The organism is Alcanivorax sp. S6407 (genome assembly GCF_023016115.1).
Classification (GTDB): Bacteria; Pseudomonadota; Gammaproteobacteria; order Pseudomonadales; family Alcanivoracaceae; genus Alcanivorax.
Window position 1 is genome coordinate 111304 of the sequence record NZ_JALKBH010000005.1, and the last position, 20530, is coordinate 131833.

21 protein-coding genes are annotated in these 20530 nt (G+C 59.0%); 9 read left to right on the forward strand and 12 right to left on the reverse strand.

Annotation, left to right across the window (positions count from 1 at the left end; genetic code table 11):
* Positions 1–6 precede the first annotated feature (6 nt).
* The 4 genes from MWU49_RS13105 to MWU49_RS13120 all read left to right on the forward strand — a co-directional run bounded on the left by MWU49_RS13105 (position 7) and on the right by MWU49_RS13120 (position 4322).
* Positions 7–285, forward strand: a complete 279-nt coding sequence (locus MWU49_RS13105; RefSeq protein WP_246973148.1) for a hypothetical protein — start codon at positions 7–9, stop codon at positions 283–285.
* Position 286: 1 nt separating this feature from the next.
* Positions 287–2005 carry a hypothetical protein gene (locus MWU49_RS13110; RefSeq protein ID WP_246973151.1) on the forward strand — a complete coding sequence of 573 codons (1719 nt, stop codon included), beginning with the start codon at positions 287–289 and terminating at the stop codon, positions 2003–2005.
* A gap of 97 nt (positions 2006–2102) precedes the next feature.
* The gene (locus tag MWU49_RS13115) at positions 2103–3185 is read left to right on the forward strand and encodes a phosphatase PAP2 family protein (protein WP_246973153.1); all 1083 of its coding nucleotides are present in this window, start codon (positions 2103–2105) and stop codon (positions 3183–3185) included.
* Between the two features lie 24 nt (positions 3186–3209).
* Complete coding sequence (locus tag MWU49_RS13120) at positions 3210–4322, forward strand: phosphatase PAP2 family protein (protein WP_246973400.1); 1113 nt, start codon at positions 3210–3212, stop codon at positions 4320–4322.
* A 90-nt stretch (positions 4323–4412) separates the two neighbouring features.
* Here MWU49_RS13120 and MWU49_RS13125 read toward each other — a convergent pair whose 3' ends face one another.
* Together MWU49_RS13125 and MWU49_RS13130 are read right to left on the reverse strand one after the other, a co-directional pair.
* Positions 4413–5600, reverse strand: coding sequence for a fatty acid desaturase (locus tag MWU49_RS13125; RefSeq protein WP_281502313.1), 1188 nt, complete (start codon positions 5598–5600; stop codon positions 4413–4415).
* 156 nt (positions 5601–5756) lie between these two features.
* The gene (locus MWU49_RS13130) at positions 5757–7730 is read right to left on the reverse strand and encodes a hydantoinase/oxoprolinase family protein (RefSeq protein ID WP_246973156.1); all 1974 of its coding nucleotides are present in this window, start codon (positions 7728–7730) and stop codon (positions 5757–5759) included.
* Between the two features lie 136 nt (positions 7731–7866).
* On the opposite strand from MWU49_RS13130, the gene mutM reads away from it, so the two are divergent.
* Both mutM and MWU49_RS13140 read left to right on the forward strand, forming a co-directional pair.
* Positions 7867–8676, forward strand: a complete 810-nt coding sequence (mutM, locus tag MWU49_RS13135; RefSeq protein ID WP_246973157.1) for a bifunctional DNA-formamidopyrimidine glycosylase/DNA-(apurinic or apyrimidinic site) lyase — start codon at positions 7867–7869, stop codon at positions 8674–8676.
* A gap of 137 nt (positions 8677–8813) precedes the next feature.
* Positions 8814–9191, forward strand: a complete 378-nt coding sequence (locus MWU49_RS13140; RefSeq protein WP_246973159.1) for a hypothetical protein — start codon at positions 8814–8816, stop codon at positions 9189–9191.
* Between the two features lie 466 nt (positions 9192–9657).
* Here the strand turns inward: MWU49_RS13140 and MWU49_RS13145 are convergent, their stop codons facing one another.
* Positions 9658–10431, reverse strand: a complete 774-nt coding sequence (locus tag MWU49_RS13145; protein WP_246973161.1) for a TetR/AcrR family transcriptional regulator — start codon at positions 10429–10431, stop codon at positions 9658–9660.
* A 98-nt stretch (positions 10432–10529) separates the two neighbouring features.
* Entirely contained in the window at positions 10530–11675 is a 1146-nt protein-coding gene (hemW, locus tag MWU49_RS13150) for a radical SAM family heme chaperone HemW (RefSeq protein WP_246973163.1), read from the reverse strand.
* A 137-nt stretch (positions 11676–11812) separates the two neighbouring features.
* Between hemW and MWU49_RS13155 the strand changes: the two genes are divergently transcribed.
* Positions 11813–12262 carry a YaiI/YqxD family protein gene (locus tag MWU49_RS13155; protein WP_246973165.1) on the forward strand — a complete coding sequence of 150 codons (450 nt, stop codon included), beginning with the start codon at positions 11813–11815 and terminating at the stop codon, positions 12260–12262.
* Positions 12263–12439: 177 nt separating this feature from the next.
* On the opposite strand, the gene rdgB is transcribed toward MWU49_RS13155, so the two are convergent.
* The 4 genes from rdgB to MWU49_RS13175 form a co-directional block, all read right to left on the reverse strand.
* Positions 12440–13033 (reverse strand): RdgB/HAM1 family non-canonical purine NTP pyrophosphatase, encoded by a 594-nt coding sequence (rdgB, locus tag MWU49_RS13160; protein WP_246973168.1) that lies wholly within the window; start codon positions 13031–13033, stop codon positions 12440–12442.
* A gap of 161 nt (positions 13034–13194) precedes the next feature.
* The gene (metW, locus tag MWU49_RS13165) at positions 13195–13785 is read right to left on the reverse strand and encodes a methionine biosynthesis protein MetW (RefSeq protein WP_246973170.1); all 591 of its coding nucleotides are present in this window, start codon (positions 13783–13785) and stop codon (positions 13195–13197) included.
* Positions 13778–14956, reverse strand: a complete 1179-nt coding sequence (locus MWU49_RS13170; protein WP_246973172.1) for a homoserine O-acetyltransferase — start codon at positions 14954–14956, stop codon at positions 13778–13780. Before MWU49_RS13170 ends, metW begins: the two co-directional genes overlap by 8 nt.
* A gap of 87 nt (positions 14957–15043) precedes the next feature.
* Complete coding sequence (locus tag MWU49_RS13175; RefSeq protein ID WP_246973175.1) at positions 15044–15559, reverse strand: hypothetical protein; 516 nt, start codon at positions 15557–15559, stop codon at positions 15044–15046.
* A gap of 89 nt (positions 15560–15648) precedes the next feature.
* Between MWU49_RS13175 and MWU49_RS13180 the strand changes: the two genes are divergently transcribed.
* The gene (locus MWU49_RS13180) at positions 15649–16950 is read left to right on the forward strand and encodes an MFS transporter (RefSeq protein ID WP_246973178.1); all 1302 of its coding nucleotides are present in this window, start codon (positions 15649–15651) and stop codon (positions 16948–16950) included.
* A 300-nt stretch (positions 16951–17250) separates the two neighbouring features.
* A complete protein-coding gene (locus MWU49_RS13185) occupies positions 17251–17850 on the forward strand; it encodes an outer membrane beta-barrel protein (RefSeq protein WP_246973180.1) in 600 nt (199 codons plus the stop codon).
* A gap of 161 nt (positions 17851–18011) precedes the next feature.
* Here MWU49_RS13185 and trmB read toward each other — a convergent pair whose 3' ends face one another.
* From trmB to MWU49_RS13205, 4 genes are all read right to left on the reverse strand, one after another.
* On the reverse strand, positions 18012–18728 hold the full coding sequence (gene trmB / locus MWU49_RS13190; protein WP_246973182.1) for a tRNA (guanosine(46)-N7)-methyltransferase TrmB: 717 nt from the start codon (positions 18726–18728) through the stop codon (positions 18012–18014).
* A 314-nt stretch (positions 18729–19042) separates the two neighbouring features.
* The gene (locus MWU49_RS13195) at positions 19043–19822 is read right to left on the reverse strand and encodes a thiazole synthase (protein ID WP_246973184.1); all 780 of its coding nucleotides are present in this window, start codon (positions 19820–19822) and stop codon (positions 19043–19045) included.
* Between the two features lie 55 nt (positions 19823–19877).
* Complete coding sequence (gene thiS, locus MWU49_RS13200) at positions 19878–20075, reverse strand: sulfur carrier protein ThiS (protein ID WP_246973186.1); 198 nt, start codon at positions 20073–20075, stop codon at positions 19878–19880.
* Positions 20076–20083: 8 nt separating this feature from the next.
* A complete protein-coding gene (locus MWU49_RS13205; protein ID WP_246973188.1) occupies positions 20084–20452 on the reverse strand; it encodes a DUF423 domain-containing protein in 369 nt (122 codons plus the stop codon).
* Between the last annotated feature and the right edge of the window lie 78 nt (positions 20453–20530).

A 20530-nucleotide genomic window follows, 5' to 3' on the forward strand; every position in this document is an offset into this window, starting at 1 on the left:
ACAGCAATGAAAAGACAATGGTTAATAGTGGGGCTGGCTATGCCGGTGGTGGCGCTGGCGGCACCGCCGCAAGGGTCCTATGCGTTCGGGGTGTCCGGCCAGGTGGTCGAGAAGGCGCCGGCCACGGAAACCGAATGGTTACTGGAGCAGCAGCGCACGGAGCGCCATGGTGAAGAGAGTGAATTGTCAGCGCCCCTGTATGTAGACAGTCAGCGTCGTCTGGCCGATTCTTTCCGCACAGCCATTCCGGACACCTTCGGTGAGCAGACCCGGGACGACAACTGATTTGCGCCGCCAGCGCGGGGCGCTCACGGTTCTGACCCCACTGCTGTTGCTGGTGATCATTATCCTGTCCGTGATGGCGCTGGATGGGGCGAGACTCTACAGCCTGCGTGGAGAAATGCAGGCGCAGGTCAATGTGGCGGCCCAGGCCGGGGCGTCGGCCACCCAGAGTTGTGGCGGTCTGGCGCCTTCCAGCGCACTGATTCGCCAGCGCGCCCTGGCGGCCGCCCAGGCCCAGGGGTATGCCGGCGAGGACGAGGCGTTGACCGTCAGTACCGGCGTGATTGAAGTGCCCGGTGGAGACAATGTGCTGGCGTTCCGGCCGGTGAATTTCATTGAAGAAAGCAATGCGGTGCTGGTCTCCTACACCCGCAACGAACCGATCTCCCTGCTCCTTCCCGAATCCGTATTTGGCACCCTGGATATCACCGTCAACGCCGCCGCCCGCAAGGAAGTCACTGCTACCCTTAGCGCCGCCGGCAGTACCGCCAGTGTGGATGCCGGGATTGTCGGGGCCTTGCTGGGGGCCGTACTGGGTGACCCCGGCTATGTGCTCGATCCCACCGACCTGGACAGTCTGCGCAACACCACCGTGGAGCTGGGCGAGCTGCTCACCGAACTGGGTGTGGCGGATGTGGCGGAGCTCCTGACCCTTGATGGCCAGGAACTGGCCGCGGGGTTGCGCGATGTGGCGGGTGTGGCGTCGCCGCTGGGTCAGGTGCTGGACGACCTGTTGGCGGCCAATGGCATCAGCACCGTGCAGGTCAGCGAGGTGCTGGATGTTGTGGAGGGCACCCAGGTGCCTGTGGACAGCGAGTTTCCTCTCTACGACCTGGTAATCAGCCTGGTGCTGAATGTGGCTGAGACCCAGCAGGATGCAGCCGGTGGTTTTCTGGACGTGCCGCTGGATCTCAATCTGAATACCGGGCTGGCCAATGTGGTGGCCACCACAGACCTGCGTGTGGGCGAGCCGCCTCGCGTTGTGGTGGGGCCGGCCAGACAGGATGCGGATGGTAATTGGCGGACCCGCTTTTATGCCCCGGATGTGAGTCTGCGGTTGAACGCGGAGATCGATTTGCTTCCCCTGGGCCTGATCAACGTCGCCACCCTGTCTTTGCCCCTGGCGGTGAATGCCGGTGGGGCGGAAGGTGCATTTGTGGGGGCGCGTTGTGCCACGGGTACCCGAAATGATGTGGCGGTCATTCTGGATCTGGAGCGCAGCATTGCGCGGCTGGGGTCGGGGAGCATCGATCCTGATAATGGCGAGATCATCCCGCAGAGTGTGTCGCTATCCGTGCTGAGCAGCGCGTTGCTGCCGATTACGGTGCTGGAGGCGGATCTGACCGTAGCTGGTGAAGTGCCGGGAGTAACCGAAAACAATGTGGTGATCAGTGATGATTACCCGCTCTACTGTGACGCGGCGGACGGCTGCTACAGTGATGAATATACTGACACCGGGGACGGGGTTAGCGGGCTGGATCTGGATGTGGATCTGAGTAATGTCACCGTCGGGACTCTGCCGATCGGGGTGGCGCTGGTACCGCTTCAGAACACCCTGGAAAGTGTGCTGGGCGATGTGGTGGAAGGTCTCGCGGTCGCTCTCGTCAACCCTCTGCTGGAAGCGCTTGGTGTCGGTCTGGGAGGTGTGACGGTGACGTTGTCCAATGCGACCCAGGGTGGCAGTCAGGTGATTGAGAATGTGCCGGTAGTGATGGGTAACTGATTACGGTACGGGGTGGTTGCTCATCGTTTTTCTGTTTGAATGAAAGCAGAGGCCCTCTCTTTATAATACTGGCGAAGGCTGCAAACGGATTTATTGAATGGCGTTTGATCAGGAAGGGCGCGTGCGTGAAGGGGCAGGGATGTTTCTTGGCATGTTGCGCAAGGACGGAACGCTCTATGCCGCGATCTTGATTTACATCGCATTGGCAGGCCTGTCGGCTGCATATGTCGGTGTGCTGGATCGTTATTCGGTGCTGGTGTATCCGGCCACCACGTTGATGGTGGTGATGGTGATGGCGGCAAGCGGTCTGTTTGTCTTCTCTGCCTATGTCATCCTGATTGAAAAACCGGTGTCTGCTGTTTCAAGAATCATGGAGGGGGTCCGCCACCTTCTTGTCAGCGAAGGGTTCTTCCGCTCACTGCCGTTGCTGTTGGCATTCACCCTGTTTTTTTCCGCGGTGTCATCTTTCAAGGCGCTCATTCCTTCCTTTCAGCCCTTTGTCTGGGATGCCGACTTCATGGCGCTGGACAAGATGCTTCATGGTGGCAGGCAGCCCTGGGAGTGGCTCCAGCCAGCATTGGGCTATCCATGGATAACGGTGTTGATCAATGCGGTTTACAATCTGTGGTTCTTTGTCATGTTTCTGGTCTTGTTCTGGCAGATGCTGGACACTCACAATGAATCTCGACGGCGAAAATTCCTGCTGGCATTTGTCCTGATATGGGGAGTCAATGGCTCTTTGTTGGCGGTGCTGTTCTCCTCTGCCGGTCCTTGCTTTCTGGATCGGCTTTTTCCGGAGGAGGCCAATCCTTTCATGGAATTAATGGTCTATCTGAAGAATGTTAATCAGGTGATGCCGGTGTGGGCATTGCAAACACAGGAAGCGCTCTGGGTGCTTTACTCTCGAAACGAGATTGGTGCAGGGGCGGGCATTTCGGCCATGCCAAGCATGCATGTTTCTGTGGCCTGGCTGATTTTTTTACTGTTAAGAAAAGAGCGGGAATGGATGCGCTGGCTGGCGGGATTGTTTTTTCTGTTCATTCTGATCGGCTCCGTACACCTGGGCTGGCATTATGCTGTTGATGGCTATCTTGCGGTCCTGACTACCTCATTGGTCTGGATGATGGTCAAATGGACGGAAGGGGTGAGACTGGGCGTGCGTTGGCGCGGTGCGGCCTGACGGTGTCTGGCTCAGTCGGTGACCATGGGCGGTGTTGATGTGCAGGACATGACGGTGATCAATGAACGTGTGATAGAGGAGGGGCGGGTTTCGCCGTTTCTTTTCTCCTGTATCTTTGTTGGTATCGTGGCGGCATACATCTTGTCCGTTTATGGACTGACTTCTACATATGACCTCCCGTTTAACCCGTTTAATTCTTTTTATTCATTATCGCTCTCTTTGGGAACCGGCGTGTTCCTGTTTTATTTCCTCTGTTTTCGGATAGTCCGGGTGGTTTTCTCCAAGCCTGACGGTAATCTTTGGCTTGCTATCGCTAGCGATATAAAAGGTTATCTTACGGTAAGAAGAATCGCTGTCGCAGCACCGATTTTAATGATGATGCCTCTGTTTTTCTCGGCATTCACCATGATGAAAAACAGCATCCCGGTGCTGGTGCCTTTCTATCTGGATCCCTGGCTAGCCGAGGCTGACCGGGTTTTGCATTTTGGTATCGAACCGTGGCGCTGGCTTGATTCTGTATTGGGCTCTGCATTCATGGCCATGGCGATCAGCTTCTTTTACAAGATCTGGTTCATGATCAAGTACGGCATGGTGTGTTGGCAGGCCTTTCGCCTTGATGCCGGCCGTGAAAGGGAGCAATTCCTGCTGGCCTTGTTATTATGCTGGATTGTCATCGGCACCTTTATGGCGTTACTGCTTTCGTCCGCGGGGCCATGTTATTTCGGGCTGGTCTATCCGGATCTGGTGGATCCTTACGCTGAGCTGATGCATAAGTTGCAGGATGCCAACAAGGTATTTCCGGTGTTTGATCTGGTGGCCCAGGATTATCTATGGAAATCCTACGATGGCCACTATGCAGTCCCGTTTTCAGGTATTAGTGCCATGCCAAGCATGCACCTGAGCATGGCGACACTGTTTCTGCTCGGCGTCTGGCACATGGGTGCATTTTGGCGGTGGTTGTTTGGTGTTTACCTTGTTCTGATTCTGGCAGGTTCTGTTTATCTGGGTTGGCACTATGCGCTGGATGGCTATGTTGCGATCCTGGTGACCCTGGTGCTTTGGCAGATATCGGGTTTCATTACTCGCAAGCTGGCGATAGCCCCGACGCCATGCGCCCGTTCAAACGCTATGGAGTGACCGGATTACTGGTCAAGCTCGCTTAAACAGGGAATACACTGCAATAAAAAACGGCCGCATGAGCGGCCGTTTTTGATCGCAGGCTAACCCTTATGCTGCCGCGTGACGGTAGCGGGTGAGCTGGTCGGCGAAGTCCTGCAGGGCGGCGATGCCGGACTCGCGGGCATCGTGGTACCACTGCTCCAGGGCTTCCACCATTTCTGCCGAGTTGCGGCTGGTCTGGGACCAGATGTCCTGCAGGCGCAGACGGAACTGGTAGATGGCCTCCAGGGTTTCGTTGCTCTCGGTGAGGCTGGCCAGTCGTTCCTGCTGCTTGGGCTTGATCAGGGACAGGTCCTTGTGGAACAGGGCGCTGGCGCGGGCGTACAGGTCGCGGGTGGCTTCACAGGCGCGTTCTTTCTCCTGTTTGAATACCGGCGCGATCACGCTCTTGCGGTAGTTGGCCATCACCTGGAAACGGTGCTGCATGACGCCACGCAGGGCGTCCAGATCGATCCCTTTGGCGCTCTGGTCGATGACCGGCTTGGGCGCGACCTTCTTCACCTTGGCCAGACCGAGCATCTCGAACAGGCGGATCCAGGCCCAGCCGGCATCGAATTCGAAGCGGCGTACGGACAGTTTGGCCGAGTTCGGGTAGGTGTGGTGATTGTTGTGCAGCTCTTCACCGCCAATCAGGATACCCCACGGGGAAATGTTGCGGCTTGCGTCGGCGCATTCAAAGTTGCGGTAGCCCCAGTAGTGGCCAATGCCGTTGATCACGCCAGCAGCAAATACCGGGATCCACATCATCTGTACGGCCCAGATGGTGATGCCGTAGACGCCAAACAGCGCCAGGTCGATCACTGCCATGATGGCCACGCCGCCCATGGGGAAGCGGGAATAGACATTACGCTCCAGCCAGTCGTCCGGGCAGCCGGCGCCGTATTTTTTCAGGGTTTCCTGGTTCTCGGCTTCTTCGCGGTACAGTTCGGCACCTTCACGCAGTACCTTTTTGATGCCTTTCACCTGGGGGCTGTGCGGATCCTCTTCGGTTTCGCACTTGGCGTGGTGCTTGCGGTGGATGGCGGTCCACTCCAGGGTGTTCTGGCCGGTGCTCAGCCACAGCCAGAGGCGGAAGAAGTGCTTCAGGATCGGGCTCAGCTCCAGGGCCCGGTGGGCGGAATAGCGGTGCAGGTAGACCGTCACGCTGACGATGGTCGCGTGGGTCATTGCCAGGGTAATCAGCACCAGCGCGCCCAGACTCGGGGCCAGCAGGCCGTGTTCAATCAAATCAAGCATCGGGTTCATACACGTAGAATTCGGAATGTGTATTGTGCCCAGTCGCCGTGACGGTAAGAAGATGCCGGGCAGGTCAAATTCGGACTTTCGCCGGCTTTATCGACCGGACGGCGGCAGAGCCGGGATGAAGGGCGCTCGTCATCCGCTGATCGGGTCTCAGCTTCTTTCCAGTAGCAGGTGGCCAAGGGGGTCTACCCGGGCCTGCCACCCCGGCGCCAGCCAGGTGGTGCCCACGGCCTCGGCAATCAGGGCGGGGCCTTGCAGGCACTGGCCACTGCCCAGCTGTTCGCGTTGGTAAATGCTTACTTCTGTTGCGAGTCCCGGCATTAAGGTGGTCCGTAATGGCTGGCTGGATTGTGTGGGGAGTGCCGGAGTGGTCGGTGGATGCTGCTTCGCCTGACACTGCACGCGCAGGTTGACCTGCTGCACCGCGAGCCCCAGACGATGCCCGAAGCGCTGCTCGTGGGCCTGGTGGAAAGCCTGTTCTCGCAGGCTGGTGTCGTCTGTCCAGGGGATTTGAAGTACGGAGGACTGTCCCCGGTAGCACATATCCAGATAGACCTGATAGCCGATCTGTTCGGCGGCCACCCCCTCTGCCTGCAATTCCTGTGTGCCTTGCTGCTGCAGGGCGTGGATTTCAGCAAGGCAGTCGGCATCAGACAGCCCTTCCGGGAGTGCCTTGAGCAGTTCGCGTTTGCGCGGGGCATAGACCAGTCCCTCGGCGGATAACACGCCGGCCCGCTGCGGCACGATGGCCCGGCGCATCCCCAGATTGTCAGCCAGGGCGCAGACATGGAGTCCGCCGGCGCCGCCGAAACTCATCAGGGCGAAATCTTCCGGATCATGGCCTTTCTGGATGGAGATGACCCGCAGGGCTTGGGTCATGTGTTCGTTGGCCAGTGCCAGCACCCCTTCGGCGGCCGTCAGAGTGTCCATGCCGAGCTGCTTGCCCAGGCTTTCCATGGCCCGCTCGGCGGCTGCCACATCCAGCTTCAGAGAGCCGCCCAGGGCAAAATCCGGCTGCAGGCGGCCCAGCACCACGTTGGCATCGGTGACGGTGACCTGATGGCCGCCGCGGCCGTAACAGGCGGGGCCGGGGTCGGCGCCAGCAGATTGCGGCCCCACATGGAGCAGGCCCGCCTCGTCCACGTAGGCCAGTGAGCCGCCGCCAGCGCCAATGGTATGCATGTCCACCATGGGCACTGCCACCGGATAGGGGCCGATATGGCCTTGCTGGGTGAGGCGAATCTGGCCATCCAGCAGCGCCACATCGGTGGACGTGCCGCCCATATCGAAAGTCATCAATTGTGGCTGACCCAGTTGCTCACCCAGTCGCTGGGCGGCGGCAAGGCCCCCGGCGGGGCCGGACAGCAGCAGGTTGACGGCCAGTTCCCGGGCCTGATGGGCGGCAATGGTGCCGCCGTGGGACTGCATGATGGCCAGCGGTGCAGGCGTGGTGGCCTGCTCGAGACGCTGAAGGTAGGCGGCTACTCGTGGCGATAACCAGGCGTTCAGCCAGGTGGCCATGCCCCGTTCGTATTCTCCGCGGGTGGGGATAATGCTGTGCGAGGTACTGACGGAAATCCCGACTCGCTGAAGGGCATCGGCAATACGCTGTTCCTGTTGTCCGTTGAGGTAGGAAAACAGCAGGCAGATTGCGACGGAGTTCGGTGCGTGTGTCTGTACGCGGGCGACCAGGTCGTCGAGTGCGGTATCGTTCAGTGCCTGGATTTCCTGCCCGCTGGCATCCAGCCGGCAAGTAGCCCCTTCGCAGGGGAGTTCGGTCAGCACGCCGCTCTGCGGTGCCGGCGTCAGGTTGTACAGCTCGGCCCGATTCTGCCGGCCAATGCGCAGGATGTCCTCGATGCCACTGTTGGTGACGAACACGGTGCGAGCACCCTTGCCTTCCAGCGCCGCGTTGGTGGCCACGGTGGTGCCGTGGACAATGGCCAGTTCTCCGGCCGCCATGGCCGCATCCAGGCCCAGCTCGTGAATGCCCTGCAGAATGGCCTGCTCCGGCGCCGCCGGCGTGGAGAGCACCTTGTGAATGCGCGGTTCCCCGTCACCGAGAAGAACAAAATCGGTAAAAGTGCCGCCGGTATCGACGCCGAGCCAGAAAGAGAGAGGCATATCAGTGAACAGTTAACAGTGAATAGTGAACAGCGAAAACAGGGGGCAACGTCGGTGCCCGCTGGTGCTACCATACCGGAAGCGAGTGGATTTTAACTATTCACTGTTAACTATTAACTGTTCACTGCTTTTTCCCATGCCCGAATTACCCGAAGTTGAAACTACCCTGCGCGGGATTCGTCCCTTTGTTGAAGGCCAGACGCTGCGTGAGGTGGTGGTGCGTGAGCGGCGGTTGCGCTGGCCGGTCAGTGACGAGTTGCTGACCTTGCAGGATCAGCCGGTGCTGGGGTTGCGGCGGCGGGCCAAGTATTTGCTGATTGCGTTGCCTGGCGGTGAGCTGCTGATCCATCTGGGCATGTCCGGCACTCTGCGGGTGGTGGACGAGACGGTGCCGCTGCGCAAGCACGACCACGTGGATTTATGTCTGGGTAGTGGCAAGGTGCTGCGCTTCAATGATCCGCGCCGCTTCGGTACGGTGTTGTTTCAGCCGGGTGCTGAGCCGCACGATCTGCTGGCAAAGCTGGGGCCAGAGCCTCTCAGTGATGCCTTCAGCGGAGACTGGCTTTTTGAGCGCTCGCGGGGCCGCAAGGTGGCGGTGAAGAGCTTTATCATGGATAACGCCACGGTGGTGGGGGTGGGCAATATCTACGCCCAGGAGAGTCTGTTTCTGGCCGGGATCCACCCGTCCCGGGCGGCCGGGAAAATATCAAAGGCGCGTTATGAGCGTTTTGCCGAGGCCATCAAAACCGTGCTGGCCAAAGCGATCGAGGCGGGCGGGACAACCCTGAAGGACTTCACCAAAGCCGATGGCCAGCCCGGCTATTTTGCCCAGTCTCTGAATGTCTACGGGCGGGCCGGGGAACCCTGCCTCAAATGCAAGGCCTTGCTTAAGGCAGATCGTCACGGCCAGCGCAGTACCAGCTATTGCCCGCAGTGCCAGCGCTGATCAGGGAATGAACAACTTGCGTATTGCCGGGTTGCTTGCAAAGGTGTAGATTGTGATGCAATTGTCGGAATATTAACGACTTAGCTGAAACAATGTCAGCGATACTTTAACTATAAGAACTTCAAGAGGGACTGACCATGAAGCGAGCAAAGCGCCCGGTACTGGCATCTGTTCTCGCCTCCACTCTGATGCTGACCGCGATGGCGCCGATGACTGCCGCTGCGGGCTCTTCGGCTCAGGATCGTCCGGGGGAAATGGCGATGATCGCCGATTCGCTTATTGCGCGTCCGGTGCTGCTGGTATCCACGGTGGTGGGTGCGGGTTTGTGGCTGGTGACGTCGCCGTTCAGTCTGCTGGGGGGCAACATTGGTGAAGCCGGCCAGGTACTGGTGTTGAACCCGGGCAAGAGCACTTTTATTCGTTGCCTTGGATGTACCCCGGCCCAGCACGAAAGCCTGAAGGCCGAGAAGGCGACCCAGGAAAACAACGAAGAGGCGGTGGCGGCGGCGGAGTAACTCCCCCGGTCGACTTGTCTGTTCCATAAAAAGGGCCATCCTGCACGGCGGGATGGCCTTTTTTATGCCGCTCTGCGGCCGCATCAGGCTTCACGCAACATGCAAATCCGGGACGCTCCAAGGCTTCTGCATTTCTACGACGCGGCTGTAGGAACGTAGCGTAGCGGAGTAACGCACGGAGTGCGGCCCCGGAGGGGAGGGGCGCAGCGAATAACTTGCCTGCTCGCGATCCGAGTCTCGGCGAGGTAAAAGACAGTTTCGAGTTACGAGAAGCGGGTATCGAAAGGCAGGACCAGAAGCATGGAGAGCGGTTTGGGTTTCGAGTTTCGACGCTCGCCTCTGGAATCCTTACCTCGCTTGGGCTCGGATCGCTTGCAGGCAAGCTCCTACAGCGGGGTATAGAGAGGGTTTTACCGACGCAAAAAGGCCTGCCTGGTTTTCTGGGCGGGCCTTTTTGCGTCAGGCGTCAGGCGTCGCAGCCGCCGGATTTGTCCAGCTTGATGCAGCTGTGTTCGCTGCACAGGTCGCCAAACAGGGTCTCGCACAGCATTTTGACCTTGGCATCCAGAGCGGCGTCGTCGAACGGGTCGCTGACCACAGGCTGCCAGTTCATGGCATTGAGCTGCAGCTGGATATGTCGCATGAGCATGCGATAGGGATCGTTCAGCGCATACACATCGAGCACCCCTTCCGCATTGATCAGGGTGTGCATGCCCATGCTCATGGCCCACTGGCCGGAACTGAAGGTGAGAGGCGCCAGGCCGTGGTCTTCCAGTTCGCCTTTATTGATGGCATCGACCACTACGGATTCCACCATGCGTCCGATCGGCATGGTCGCTTCCATTAGCTGCTCGCGACGATGGGTGGAGGAGGCCAGCCAGACCACCTCTGTCATCACGTATTGCTCCAGGCGGAAGTGTTCCGGGTGATGCTGGGCAAACAGGGTGTAGGCCACGGCAAAACCGAGCATCTTGTCACGGGTGCTCAGTTCGGACTCCGCTACCCGGCGGAAGTATTCCTGACGGGTACCGGTGAGTTCGGTACAGACCGCGATGAGCAGGTCTTCCTTGGAGGCGAAGTGGTGATAGAGGGTGCCGGTGGCGAAGTTGCAGCTGCGGGCGATAGCTGCCATTTGAATTCCGAGAAGCCCTTCGTTACAGAGTTGCTGTCGGGTGGCTTCGACAAAGAGTTTTTCCCGCTCAGCGAGGGCCTGTTCCCGGCCGCTTCGTGTCTTGATCATGTGTGTTGTCTTCTATCCCTGATTCGTGTTGCTTGGCTGTCTCTGGGTAAGCAAGGATTCACTCAGAGTCCTGCAAGCCTGAGCGTTCTTTACACTTTTTACAATGTCTCGGCCGCGGTTTCCAGCACGCTGTTCAGATGCTGGAGGCCGTTCGGCGTACAGCACAGCCGTTTATCGTCGATTATCAGCAGCCCTTGCTCCCGTAATCGGTTCAGCAGGGGAAGCCATTTTGCCGGATTTTCCCCAGTGGTTCGTTCGAGGGTTTGTAACGAGATGCCATCTGTCAGGCGCAGGCCGTTCAACAGCACCTCAAAGCGCAGGTCACTGGTTTCAATGCTTTGCGGCTGGCGACGGGCACGATCTGGCGCTGCCAGGTAGTCCTCGGGCTTGCGGGTTTTCTGGTATCGGGTGACGGCCAGTTTCCCTTGCTCGTCGAGGGTGCTGATCTTGCTGTGGGCGCCGGCGCCAATGCCCAGATAGTCGCCGAACTGCCAGTAGTTCAGGTTATGCCGGCAGGCCTTGCCGGGCTGGGCAAAGGCGGAAATTTCGTAGCGCTGGAACCCCGCTCCTTCGAGCATGGCAAAACCGGCCAGCTCGGTGTCTGCCATGCTGTCGCTGTCAGGCTGGGTGGGGGGCGAGCGGTAGAACACCGTATTGGGCTCGATGGTGAGCTCATACCAGCTCAGATGAGTTGGCTTGAGGGCGATGGCCTGCTCCAGGTCTGCCAGCGCCTGTTGTCGGGTCTGCCCTGGCAGGGCGTGCATGATATCCAGGTTCAGGTTGTCGAACCCGGCGGCGCGGGCCTGGCCAGCGGCGGTAATTGCGGCCTGGGCATCATGAATACGCCCCAGTGCTTGCAGGTGGCCGTCATTGAAACTCTGTACGCCAATGGACAGCCGGTTGATCCCAGCTGCCCGAAAACCCTCAAAACGGGCTGCTTCCGTGGTGCCCGGGTTGGCTTCCAGGGTGATCTCGGCATCCGCAGCCAGCGGCAGCCGGGCGCGGATCCCGTCAAACAGCTGGCGGTAGAAGTCCGGTGACATCAGGCTGGGGGTGCCGCCGCCAATAAACACCGTCTCCACCGGGCGCTCACCGGTGAGGGCAAGATCCTGCTCCAGATCCAGCAACAACGCCGCCAGATACGCCTGCTCAGGCAACTCCCCACGCTCATGGGAATTGAAATCGCAGTACGGACATTTGCGCACGCACCAGGGGGTGTGGATGTAGAGGGAGAGGGGGGGCATGAGTATCAGTTAACAGTGAATAGTTAACAGTGAACAGCTAAATTCACCGGCTTGCGGTATGGTAGCAAACCGTCCAGGCGAAGTGTGTGTTTTGCCTTCGCTGTTCACTATTCACTGTTAACTGTTCATTGTCTTTTATGCATATCTGGGTTGATGCCGATGCCTGTCCACGGCCGGTGAAGGAAGTGTTGTTCAAGGCGGCGCAGCGGGTGCAGGTGCCGTGTACGCTGGTGGCCAACCAGCCGATTGCAGTGCCGCGTTCGGCGTTGATCCGTTCTATTCAGGTGGGGCAGGGCTTTGATGTGGCCGACAATGAAATCGTGCTGCGCTGTGAGCCGGGGGATCTGGTGGTCACCCAGGATATTCCGCTGGCGGCAGAAGTCGTGGCGAAGGGGTGCGAGGCTGTGACGCCGCGTGGGCACTGGCTGGATAAAGACACCGTGCGTGAGCGACTCAACATGCGCGATTTCATGGAAGAGATGCGTTCGGCGGGCATGGAAACCGGTGGCCCGAAAAGCTTTTCTGCACAGGACAAGGGTCGCTTTGCGAATGCGCTGGATCGGTGGTTGGCGAGGAAAGGCAGTTAACAGTTAATAGTGAACAGTTAACAGTGGCGCGATTGCGCGTCTTTTTTATTTCGATGAAGGTGCCCGCGACTTGAATTTGGGTGCCGCCTCGCGCGTCTAGGACAAAGGGAAGCCTGGCTCGTCACCGTTTCTGGAATCCTTACCTCGCCTACGCTCGGATCGCTTGCAGGCAGGCTCCTACATTGCTTGAAGTTGCGCTATCAGCTGATCCATCGCCTTGCCGCGATGGCTCATGGCGTTCTTTTCTTGCGGGGGGAGTTGGGCAGCGGTGCAGCCTTTTTCCGGCACGTAGAAGTGCGGGTCATAGCCGAAGCCCTGGTCGCCTTGCGGTTCCAGTACGATTTCCCCTTCCCAGGTTCCCTGGCAGATGATCGGGGTGGCGTCGTCTTCGTGTTCCATCAATACCAGTACGGCCACATAGCGGGCATCGCGGTTGACCTCTGGCATGTCGGAGAGCAGCTCTACCAGTAGCTTGTTGTTTTTCTCGTCGCTGGCGCCGACGCCGGCAAAGCGTGCGGAGAAAACGCCGGGTGCGCCGCGCAGGGCCGCCACCTGGATGCCGGAATCATCGGCAATAGCGGGCAGGCCGGTGTATTTGCAGGCGTTGCGGGCCTTGATGATGGCGTTTTCCACAAAGGTGGTGCCGGTCTCATCCGCTTCCGGCACCTCAAACTCGCTTTGCGCCACTACCTCAATATTCAGCGGCGCGAGTAGTTGCTGAAGTTCAGCGAGTTTCTTCTTGTTGCCGGAGGCGAGGACTAGCTTTTCCAATTTTCACTCCTTGGGTCGTTCGCAGCATGCATCACGCAACACGCTTCACGCTAAAAACAGGGCTCCGATCTTTGCCTGCGTTTGGGCGCGGAGACGACGCTACACTCTGGGCAGGGTACCTTCCGCGTTGTTGCATGATGCGTGGTGCGTGCAGCGGCTCTTTATGCCTTCACCCGGTAAATCGCGATTTCCCCGAACAGATTCGGCCACAGCTTGGCCAGGAAACCGCTGCGATGGTGGCGGTTGATCACCTGGCGTTCGAGGATCTGCACGTTGTGCTTGCGGCAGTGGGTCTCGAAATCCTGCACGGTACACAGGTGGATGTTGGGTGTGTTGTACCACTGGTAGGGAAGTGCCGACGACACCGGCATGCGCCCCTTGAATGCCAGGTAGCTGCGTACCCACCAGTGGCCGAAATTCGGGAAGGTGATGATCGCTTCACGACCTACCCGCACCATTTCGTTGAGAATCTGGTCGGGGCGGAGCACCGCCTGCAGGGCCTGGGTCATCACTACATAATCGAAACGGCCATCCTGAAAGTTGCCGAGTCCGCTGTCGAGATCCTGTTCCAGCACGTTGACGCCTTTTTCAAAACAGGCCGCCAGGTTGTCCTGGTTGATCTCCAGGCCATAGCCGCGGGTTTGCTTGTGCTCGCCCAGCCAGGCCAGCAGGGTGCCATCGCCACAGCCAAGGTCAAGCAGGGTGGCGCCTTGGGGAATCCAGTCGCTGATCAGTTGCAGGTCATCACGCATTGGTGTTCTCCACAGTGTTGACGCCGCTCTCCACTTCATTGGCGACCCGGTGCATATAGGCACCGAACAGCTTCACGTATTCCGGGATGTCCAGCAGGAAGGCGTCATGCCCCTTGGGGGTGTCGATTTCCGCATAGCTCACATCACGGCCGGCATGTACCAGGCCGTCAACAATTTCGCGGCTGCGTTCCGGTGCAAAGCGCCAGTCCGAGGTGAAGGACATGATCAGGAACTTGCAGCTGGGCTGGGCCAGGGCGGTTTCCAGGTTGTCTTCGAATTCCCGGGCCGGATCAAAGTAATCCAGCGCCTTGGTCATCAGCAGGTAGGTGTTGGCGTCGAAGTTGCGCGAAAACACCTCGCCCTGATGGCGCAGGTAGGACTCCACCTGGAATTCCACGTCGAAACCGTAATGAAAGCGCCCGGCACGTAAGTCGCGACCGAACTTCATGCGCATGGCGTCATCACTGAGGTAGGTGATGTGCCCGACCATGCGCGCCAGGATCAGCCCCTGGCGGGGGTAAGTGTCGTGCAGGTAGTAGCGTCCACCGTGAAAATTCGGATCGGTAAGGATCGACTGGCGGGCCACTTCGTTGAAGGCAATATTCTGTGCCGACAGTTTCGGTGCTGCCGCGATGACCACGGAATGGCTGAGTCGCTCCGGGTAATCAATGGACCATTGCAGCGCCTGCATGCCGCCCATGCTGCCGCCGATGACCGCGGCCCAGCGCTGGATTCCCAATACATCGGCCAGCCGTACCTGGCTGTTGACCCAGTCCTTGATGGTCATCATCGGGAAGTCCGGGCCCCAGGGCTGGCCGGTTTCCGGATTGATGGAGGAAGGGCCGGACGAGCCGTGGCAGCCGCCCAGATTATTCAGGCACACCACGAAGAAGCGATTGGTATCGATAACCTTGCCGGGGCCAATACAGGTATCCCACCAGCCGGGACGTTTGTCATCCTCGCTGTGATAACCCGCGGCATGATGGTGGCCGGACAGGGCGTGGCAGATCAGCACGGCGTTGGAGGCGTTGCTGTTAAGGGTGCCATAGGTTTCGTATACCAGATCGTAGGCAGGCAGCGTCCGCCCACACTCCAGTTCGAGAGGGGTGTCGAAATGATGGGTTTTCGGCTCAACCAGCCCGACGGAATCGGCAGGGATCTGTTGCGGCATGATGACTCGCTTGCGTCTGTTGCCGCAAAGTCTAAAGCCCGCCCGGTGGCCGTGCAATCGGCCACCGGCGAGAACGCAGTCTCAGGATCAGGTCAGCGGGCTGTAATTGGCTTCTTCATGATGCTGGCGCACGTCAATGTAGTCATCCAGAGCCTGATGAACCTGATTGCGCTGTACCTTGCGATCCACATCCACGATGACAAGATAGTTGCCGTTTTTAACCGACTGCACATAAGGCTCAAGGTGGTGATTGGGATGGGAAATGCCGCGCAGACCACCCACCCAGGCACCAAAGCAGGTGAAGAACAGGGCAGTAAGTGCCCAGATACCCAGGTGTGCATCGATGCCCCAGGGATCCGCGAAGGCCAGCGCGTAACCGGCGATCAGGCCAATCACAAACCCCCGTGTGGCGCCGCTGTAGCCGTCAGCCATCAGATCGGTATCCTCCCAGGGAGTGGTGCTGTTGATGCCCAGACGTTCCAGCTCGCCATTGTCCCGGGCCATCACATGAATGCGGTCACCGCCGAAGCCGGCCCCATCGAGACGGCCAATAGCGGTGCGTACCTGCTGAAGATTGGGGACGAGATAGTAGATTCTGTACATGCGCGATTCCCTCCTTCGTAATGAATGACTCTACGCTAGGCTTGGGAAAGTGAAGGATTGATCAAAAGGTGATCAGGAACAGGTGAAGAATGGCAAATCGTGAATTACTGGAGCGGTTGTATGCCCAAGTGGCCAATGATGAGGATGCTCGCACCTGCAAGGACATCAGCGAGGAAGCGTGTCGCGAGGTGCCGGGAAATTTCTTCCGCATCATTACCGCCAATGCACTGACCAAGATTGGCGATCTGTTGATCAACCCCAAGACGGTACTGGCGTGGTTGATCACCGCAGTGGGTGCGCCAGCCTGGCTGGCCGGATTTCTGGTGCCGATTCGTGAATCCGGCTCGCTGATCCCGCAGCTGATGATCGGGGCGCTGGTGCGTCGCTATCCGGTGCGCAAGGGGTTCTGGGTGCTGGGGTCGGCACTGCAGGGACTGGCGGTGCTGGGCATGGGGGTAGCGGTGTGGATGCTGGAGGGGATGCAGGCGGGCGTGGCCATCATCGCGCTGTTGATCCTGTTCAGTATCAGTCGGGGCTTCTGCTCCGTGGCCATGAAGGATGTGCAGGGCAAGTGTATCCCCAAGTCCCGTCGCGGAAGGCTTACAGGTCTTTCTGCCACCCTGTCAGGGGCGATCACGTTTGCGCTCTCGCTGGTGATTTTCCAGGGTGACGATGACCCCAGTCGGGGTTTTTATACGGCGCTGCTGGCAGGTGCCGGGGTGGCCTGGCTGGTGGCGGCCTGGGTCTTTCTGACCGTGGACGAATATCCGGGGGCCAGTGAAGGGGGGCACAATGCCTTCCGGGAAGCCATTGCCAGCCTGCGTCTGCTGAAGACCGACGCCCCTTTTCGTCGTTTTGTGCTGACCCGCGCGTTGTTGATGTCTTCGTCGCTGGCATCCCCCTTCCTGGTGTTGCTGGCCCAGGATCAATCCTCCCTGCCATTGTTGCTGGGCGGCTTCGTGCTGGCTTCCAGTCTGGCCAGTACCGTCAGTGCCACGGTCTGGGGCTACATGGCCGACACTTCCAGCCGCAATGTGATGATTCGTGGTGGCGGTATGGCGGCGTTCATCTGCATGCTGGCAGGCAGCTTTGCCCTGTGGGGGCCAGCGGTGTCATGGCTGCACTGGTTGTTTCCCATTGCCTACTTTGTGCTGGCCATTGCCCACGCCGGAATCCGTATTGGCCGCAAGACCTATCTGGTGGATATGGCCGGCGGGACCAAACGCACTGATTACACCTCGGTGAGCAATACCGTGATTGGCGTATTGTTGCTGGTGGTAGGGGCCTTCAGTGCGGCGGTGGCTACCCTTGGCAATGACTGGGCGCTGCTGGTGCTGGGTGTGATGGGGGCGGTAGGGGTGTTCAGTGCCTTGTCGCTGGATGATGTGTAGGGGCGAGCCTCAAGCTACAAGCTACAACGCGGGAACCGGTTTTGAGTTTAACGGCTGGCGTCGTGCTCCGCGCTGAGAGGCGAAAAGAAAAACCTCACATGGCCTTCGGCCTGAGTATGAGCTGCCTGTCATGTCTGTTCGTGCGCGCGGTGTCAGAGGCTACAGGTTGGTCGCAATATTTCCTCGGCGTGTAGCTTGAAGCTTGCGGCTTTCCAAATCCTTGATGTGAATCCGGGTGCCGAGGCGTGCAATCGGGGTATGATCATCTGCTTGTCATATTGGAACAGGGAAGGATAAAGAATGAAAAAAATCGTGATGGCCAGTGCATTACTTTTGTCGACTGGGCTGGTTCAGGCTGAGGAGGCTGAGGCGCGTCTGCTGCTGGGGGGCGCTCTCTCGATCGATAGCAGTAATTTTGCCGAGGAGCTGGATGATGATCTGGCCGCCTTCGGATTAGAGGCGGACGATGACAGTGGTTTGGCAATTGGCCTTGACCTCCACGCGGGCCTGAGTTTCATGGAGGCTTCCAGCATCCGGCTGGGCTATCGTAAATTTGGTCAGCAGTCGGCAGAAGTCACGCAACCGGGCTTCCTTGGCTCGGTGACAGCGGAGCTGGATGCGGATGGCCTTTATGCCGCCGCGGATTTGTTGTTCCCGGTAAATGACAGCTTTTATCTCGGCGGTACCATAGGCATGCAGGCCTGGGATATCGACCTGGATGTGGAAGGGTTCTCGGAAAGCGAGGATGGCAGTGACCTGTTTTACGGTCTGATCGGCAAGGTGCTGTTCAATGACAAGAGTGGTGCTGTGACCATGTCGGTTAACCGCTACAGCTTTGATCTGGATGGTTCAGACCTGGAATACACTCCGATTTCTGTGGGTGTTGAAATTTTCCTGTAGCCCTGCGAGCGGCAAGCCTCAAGCTACAACGCGGGATGATGTTGTTGCCAGCTGGGTAATGCGGTGCTCCGCGCTCAGCGCTGCATTGAGTCGCGGGCATGGCATACCAGGTTGCAGTGACCTTGCCCGCGCCTTTTAGCTTGAAGCTTGTCGCTTGCAGCTCAATGTTTCTCGAACAGCAAATCCCAGACGCCATGCCCCAGTCGTTCGCCGCGGCGTTCGAACTTGGTTTCCGGACGCCAGTCCGGGCGTGGGGAGAACTGGCCAGCGCCGGCCAGATTGGTAAAGCCTTCGGCTGCGTTCATCACTTCCATCATGTGCTCGGAATAATTTTCCCAGTCTGTGGCCATGTGTAACACGCCACCGGGTTTGAGCTTCTGGTGAACCCGTTGCACCCAGGCCGGTTGCACAATGCGGCGCTTGTGATGCTTTTTCTTGTGCCAGGGATCGGGGAAGTACAGCTGCACCCGGGCCAGACTATTGTCGGGGATGCACAGCTCCAGAATTTCCACTGCATCGTCGCAATAGCTGCGCAGGTTGGTCAGCGCCTGTTGCTCGATTTCCATCAGCAGGGCGCCGACGCCGGGGCGATGCACCTCAATGCCGATGAAATCTTTTTCCGGATCGGCCTTGGCCATGGCGGCCAGGGACTGGCCCATGCCGTAGCCGATTTCCAGTACCCGGTCCGCATCACGGCCAAACACGGTTTGTGGATCCAGCGGCCCCTGATCCCGCTCAAGGCCGAAAGTGGGCCAGAGTTTATCCAGGGCATTGCGCTGCCCGGTGGTCAGCCGGCCTTCCCGAAGCACAAAGCTGCGCACCTTGCGCATGACCTTGCCGGTTTCCGGGTCCTTGTCCTGTTTGATGAAATCGAGCATGGGAATTCAGCTACACGTTAAATGTGGAAAGGCGCATTGGCAGGCAGTGCGCTCCTGGTAGGTGGCGATTGTAGCAGAAAGCGGGGGAAAGACCTGTTCACGTGGTGTTCATGGGCAGTGCCCGATGCTTTGCATGGAAGAGCATTCTTCCCCAATACTTACCCCTGGCACTGACCCTCCCCCGGCAGTGCCATTTTTTTGGGCCGCTCTGCGGCTGCATCACGCTTCACGCAACAAGCAACACGCAAAAAACCAAGCCCTCCGTGAGCCGGATGTTTTGCGTGTTGCTTGCTGCGTGCTGCGTGCTGCGTCTCTTACCTGCTCAACCCATCCAGGGGTGAGGACGCGGAAGCGTAGGCCTTGCGGGGCATGCGGCCGGCGAGGAAGGATTCGCGGCCGGCTTCGATGGCTTTCTTCATGGCAGAGGCCATCAGTACCGGCTTCCGGGCGTGGGCCACGGCGGAGTTGAGCAGCACGCCGTCGCAACCCATTTCCATGGCGATGGCGGCATCAGAGGCGGTGCCTACACCGGCATCGACGATGATCGGGATGTTGGCTTCTTCCATGATCAGGCGAATATTGTGCGGGTTGAGGATACCCAGACCGGAGCCAATCAGTGAGCCCAGCGGCATTACGGCCACGCAGCCCATGTCTTCCAGTTCTTTTGCCACGATGGGGTCGTCGTTGGTGTAAACCATCACCTTGAAACCGTCATCGATGAGTTCTTTTGCGGCCTGAACGGTGTGGATGATATTTGGATACAGGGTCTTCTGATCACCCAGCACTTCCAGTTTTACCAGGTCGTGGCCATCCAGCAGCTCCCGGGCCAGCTTGCAGCAACGCACTGCTTCTTCGGCGGTATAGCAACCCGCGGTGTTGGGCAGGATGGTGTACTTGTCCGGGGTGATGTAATCGAGCAGGTTGGGCTCGTCGGCGTTCTGGCCAATATTGGTACGGCGAATGGCCACGGTGACGATCTCGGCGCCACTGGTTTCGATGGCGTCGCGGGTCTCGTCGAAATCCTTGTACTTGCCGGTGCCGATCAGCAGGCGGGAGGAATAAGTTTTTCCGGCGATGGTAAGCAGATCGGACATGGGGGCCTCAAAATATCGGTGAGTAATTGATAGACATGGCTCGGTGACGCGGCGCTCAGCCCCCGCCGATGGCGTGGACAATTTCCACCACATCGCCTTCGTTCAGGGTGAATTCGCCATGCTGGCTCTTGGGGATGATTTCCCGGTTCACTTCCACGGCCAGGCGTCGGCCGGTGAGTTCCAGCTGGGTAACCAGATCGGCAATGGTGGTGCCGGTCAGGGTGAGCGTATCGCCATTTACGGTGAGCTTCATGATTTCGATCAAGCGTGTTTGAAAAGGGACCAGGCCAGCATCAGCCAGCCGATGATCAGGGCAGTGCCGCCCAGCGGGGTAATGGCGCCAAGCCATTTCTGCCCGCTGAGCACCAGTACGTACAGGCTACCACTGAATACCACCATGCCGGCAAACATCACCCAGCCCGCGGTGACCATGCTGGAAGCGCCGAAGGTTTTGGCCAGCAGTCCGGTCAGCAGCAGTGCCAGGGCATGATAAAAATGGTATTCGCTGGCGGTGGACCAGGTGGCGAGCAGGGATTCGTCGACACGGGCTTTCAGGCCATGGGCACCAAAGGCGCCGAGGGTTACGGCCAGCGCGCCGTTGATGGCGCCGAGAACAAGCAGAATTTTCATTCAGGACTCCGCAGTGGCGGTCAGAACGGGTGCCGCCTCGGGCTGCACAGTGTACCGGAATTCTTTCGCCGGCGGGTA

Excerpts from the sequence above, each read along its gene's own strand:
- MWU49_RS13105 (WP_246973148.1), top strand. The coding sequence starts at position 7 with ATGAAAAGACAATGGTTAATAGTGGGGCTGGCTATGCCGGTGGTGGCG.
- MWU49_RS13115 (WP_246973153.1), top strand. The coding sequence starts at position 2,103 with ATGGCGTTTGATCAGGAAGGGCGCGTGCGTGAAGGGGCAGGGATGTTT.
- MWU49_RS13120 (WP_246973400.1), top strand. The coding sequence starts at position 3,210 with ATGGGCGGTGTTGATGTGCAGGACATGACGGTGATCAATGAACGTGTG.
- MWU49_RS13125 (WP_281502313.1), bottom strand. The coding sequence starts at position 5,600 with ATGCTTGATTTGATTGAACACGGCCTGCTGGCCCCGAGTCTGGGCGCG.
- MWU49_RS13130 (WP_246973156.1), bottom strand. The coding sequence starts at position 7,730 with ATGCCTCTCTCTTTCTGGCTCGGCGTCGATACCGGCGGCACTTTTACC.
- mutM (WP_246973157.1), top strand. The coding sequence starts at position 7,867 with ATGCCCGAATTACCCGAAGTTGAAACTACCCTGCGCGGGATTCGTCCC.
- MWU49_RS13140 (WP_246973159.1), top strand. The coding sequence starts at position 8,814 with ATGAAGCGAGCAAAGCGCCCGGTACTGGCATCTGTTCTCGCCTCCACT.
- MWU49_RS13145 (WP_246973161.1), bottom strand. The coding sequence starts at position 10,431 with ATGATCAAGACACGAAGCGGCCGGGAACAGGCCCTCGCTGAGCGGGAA.
- hemW (WP_246973163.1), bottom strand. The coding sequence starts at position 11,675 with ATGCCCCCCCTCTCCCTCTACATCCACACCCCCTGGTGCGTGCGCAAA.
- MWU49_RS13155 (WP_246973165.1), top strand. The coding sequence starts at position 11,813 with ATGCATATCTGGGTTGATGCCGATGCCTGTCCACGGCCGGTGAAGGAA.
- metW (WP_246973170.1), bottom strand. The coding sequence starts at position 13,785 with ATGCGTGATGACCTGCAACTGATCAGCGACTGGATTCCCCAAGGCGCC.
- MWU49_RS13170 (WP_246973172.1), bottom strand. The coding sequence starts at position 14,956 with ATGCCGCAACAGATCCCTGCCGATTCCGTCGGGCTGGTTGAGCCGAAA.
- MWU49_RS13175 (WP_246973175.1), bottom strand. The coding sequence starts at position 15,559 with ATGTACAGAATCTACTATCTCGTCCCCAATCTTCAGCAGGTACGCACC.
- MWU49_RS13180 (WP_246973178.1), top strand. The coding sequence starts at position 15,649 with ATGGCAAATCGTGAATTACTGGAGCGGTTGTATGCCCAAGTGGCCAAT.
- MWU49_RS13185 (WP_246973180.1), top strand. The coding sequence starts at position 17,251 with ATGAAAAAAATCGTGATGGCCAGTGCATTACTTTTGTCGACTGGGCTG.
- trmB (WP_246973182.1), bottom strand. The coding sequence starts at position 18,728 with ATGCTCGATTTCATCAAACAGGACAAGGACCCGGAAACCGGCAAGGTC.
- MWU49_RS13195 (WP_246973184.1), bottom strand. The coding sequence starts at position 19,822 with ATGTCCGATCTGCTTACCATCGCCGGAAAAACTTATTCCTCCCGCCTG.
- thiS (WP_246973186.1), bottom strand. The coding sequence starts at position 20,075 with ATGAAGCTCACCGTAAATGGCGATACGCTCACCCTGACCGGCACCACC.
- MWU49_RS13205 (WP_246973188.1), bottom strand. The coding sequence starts at position 20,452 with ATGAAAATTCTGCTTGTTCTCGGCGCCATCAACGGCGCGCTGGCCGTA.